Genomic DNA, 420 nt, shown 5'->3' on the forward strand with positions numbered 1-420 from the left:
GAAGAATTTCGGCTTCCAGCCGAGCTCGCCGACCTTCCTGATCGCCTGCGCCGAACCCTTTGGCGCGGCCCACGAGAAGAAGATGTCCGCGCCGGAATCGTGCAGGGCGACGATCTGCGAGTCGATCGAGGGATCGCTGACCTCGTAGGACTTGTCGGCGATGATCATGCCGGCCTTGTCGCCGAGACCGTCCTTCAGGCCCTTGAACTGGTCCTTGCCCGCGTCGTCATTTTGCCAGAGCACAGCGATCTTGCTATTCGGAAACTTGTCACGGATGTATTTCGCGTAGATCCGCCCCTCGCTCTGGTAGTTCGGCTGAAAGCCCATGGTCCACGGGAAGTTCTTGGGATCGCCGAACTTGGTGCCGCCGGAGGCGACGAACAGCTGCGGCACCTTCTTGGCGTTCATGTATTTCATGAT

Annotated in this window: 1 protein-coding gene; it reads right to left on the reverse strand. The window is 59.5% G+C overall.

The features are described 5' to 3' along the window. Positions 1 to 408 (reverse strand): ABC transporter substrate-binding protein (locus tag L6758_RS10940; RefSeq protein WP_237218656.1); only part of this gene is annotated, 408 nt, incomplete at its 3' end. Between the last annotated feature and the right edge of the window lie 12 nt (positions 409 to 420).

Source organism: Rothia nasimurium (assembly GCF_928382285.1).
GTDB classification, from domain to species: Bacteria; Actinomycetota; Actinomycetes; order Actinomycetales; family Micrococcaceae; genus Rothia; species Rothia nasimurium_E.